Source organism: Pseudoflavonifractor sp. HNCC25GI2, from assembly GCF_058136395.1.
This window is the reverse complement of sequence record NZ_JBYUOW010000021.1, coordinates 1-1,726: the sequence shown is the minus strand read 5'-3', so window position 1 is coordinate 1,726 and position 1,726 is coordinate 1. Positions and strand designations below refer to the sequence as shown.

Sequence of the window (1,726 nt, the reverse complement as noted above, 5' to 3'; positions counted from 1 at the left end):
TGATATGCTCCCTCTATGAGAGACAGTGAAATAAAACACTGTCAATCATGGGGGGAGCATTGTTATGCCCAATAAACAGAAACTTGGTATAGAGGAAAAGATAGAGATCGTACAGGAGTGCCTGCGGAGCAGAATTAGTATAAGCGAGGCTGCTCGAAGAGGCGGAGTATCAAGGGAAGCAATTCGTAGTTGGGTTCGCAACTATGAGGTCAATGGAGCAGATGCATTTCTGCCGCATAAAAATCGTGTATACAGTATTGAGCAAAAGAAGCAAGCCGTAAAGGACTACTTGTCTGGTGTGGGGAGCATATCAGACATATGCAAAAAATATCAAATACGGGATCGTGAAACGCTAAGGGAATGGATTCAGGTGTATAATGCTCATGGAGACTTCAACTCCGTAAAACACTCAGGAGGCGGAAGCTACATGAAGCAAGGACGGGAAACCACACAGGAGGAGCGCATCCAAATCGTTAAGGATTGTATTGCCGGCGGGAAGAATTACGGAGAAATGGCGCTGAAATACCAGGTTAGCTATCAACAGGTTCGGAGTTGGACCCTTCGGTTTGAACAGATGGGAGAGGCTGGTTTGGAGGATCGGCGGGGCCGCCGGAAAAAAGGGCAAACTCCCCGCACTGAACTGGAAAAAGCTCAAATCGAAATCGAACAACTCAAGCACAAGCTGTATCTGGCAGAAATGGAGAATGCTTTGCTAAAAAAATTGGACGAGATAGAGAGGAGAGATGCCTGGAAGAAGTGAGACAGCGCCGTACTTATCAAGCCATTCAGGAGTGCCACCAGGAACAGGGGTTCCCCATTGAGGCAGCCTGCAAGCTACTCCATGTGGCCCGTTCCGCTTACCATAAGTGGGCCACTGGAAAGCGGAGCCGCAGAGCCGCAGAGAATGAGCAGTTAGCAGATCAGATTGAGAAAATTCATTCTGAAAGCCCAGACAAGGGTTATCGTAGGCTCAATGACGATCTGCGCCATGACTACGGTATCCATGTCAATGACAAAAGAGTGCTCCGTATTTGCCGGGCCAGAGATATTCGGTCTACCGTGAAGTACAACAATCACGGCTGTACCAGACGGGCTAAGAATCCTCAATATCTCGCTGAAAACCTACTGGACCGCCAATTCTATGCCAGCAAGCCGAATGAAAAATGGCTGACCGATGTGACCGAGTTCAAATGGTATGAGGGGACAAAAGTACATAAGCTCTATCTCAGTGCCATTCTGGATCTCTACGACCGGCGCATTGTGTCCTATGTCATTGCTGAACACAACGATAATCCTCTTGTATTCAAGACCTTTGACAAGGCTGTGAAGGCCAATCCAAACGCGCGCCCCTTATTCCACAGCGACAGAGGTTTTCAGTATACCAACAGAACCTTCCACCAGAAACTTGTACAGGCGGGAATGGTACAGAGTATGTCCCGTGTGGCCCACTGTATTGACAATGGACCTATGGAAGGTTTCTGGGGAATCTTGAAACGGGAACGCTATTATGGCAGGCGTTTTACCAGTAAGCAGCCGCTTGTGCAGATGATTGTAAGTTACATCCGCTATTACAATACCAGTAGAGTCCAGCGCAGCCTAGGCGTGCTGACTCCGATGGAAAAGCACGCTTTGGGTCTCACTGCATAAAAAGCGGCTGGCAGCGCATTGGCTGCCAGCCGGCAAAACTTTATATTTTTTCACTGTCCTTTTGACGGGTAGCGGCTCA

At 48.4% G+C, this 1,726-nt stretch carries 2 protein-coding genes; both read left to right on the top strand.

What is annotated here, in order from left to right; all coding sequences use genetic code 11:
- Positions 1-64 precede the first annotated feature (64 nt).
- A complete protein-coding gene (locus tag AC3YUO_RS12965; protein ID WP_489963427.1) occupies positions 65-760 on the top strand; it encodes a helix-turn-helix domain-containing protein in 696 nt (231 codons plus the stop codon).
- Positions 757-1,647, top strand: a complete 891-nt coding sequence (locus AC3YUO_RS12960; RefSeq protein ID WP_489963426.1) for an IS3 family transposase — start codon at positions 757-759, stop codon at positions 1,645-1,647. Before AC3YUO_RS12965 ends, AC3YUO_RS12960 begins: the two co-directional genes overlap by 4 nt.
- Positions 1,648-1,726 lie beyond the last annotated feature (79 nt).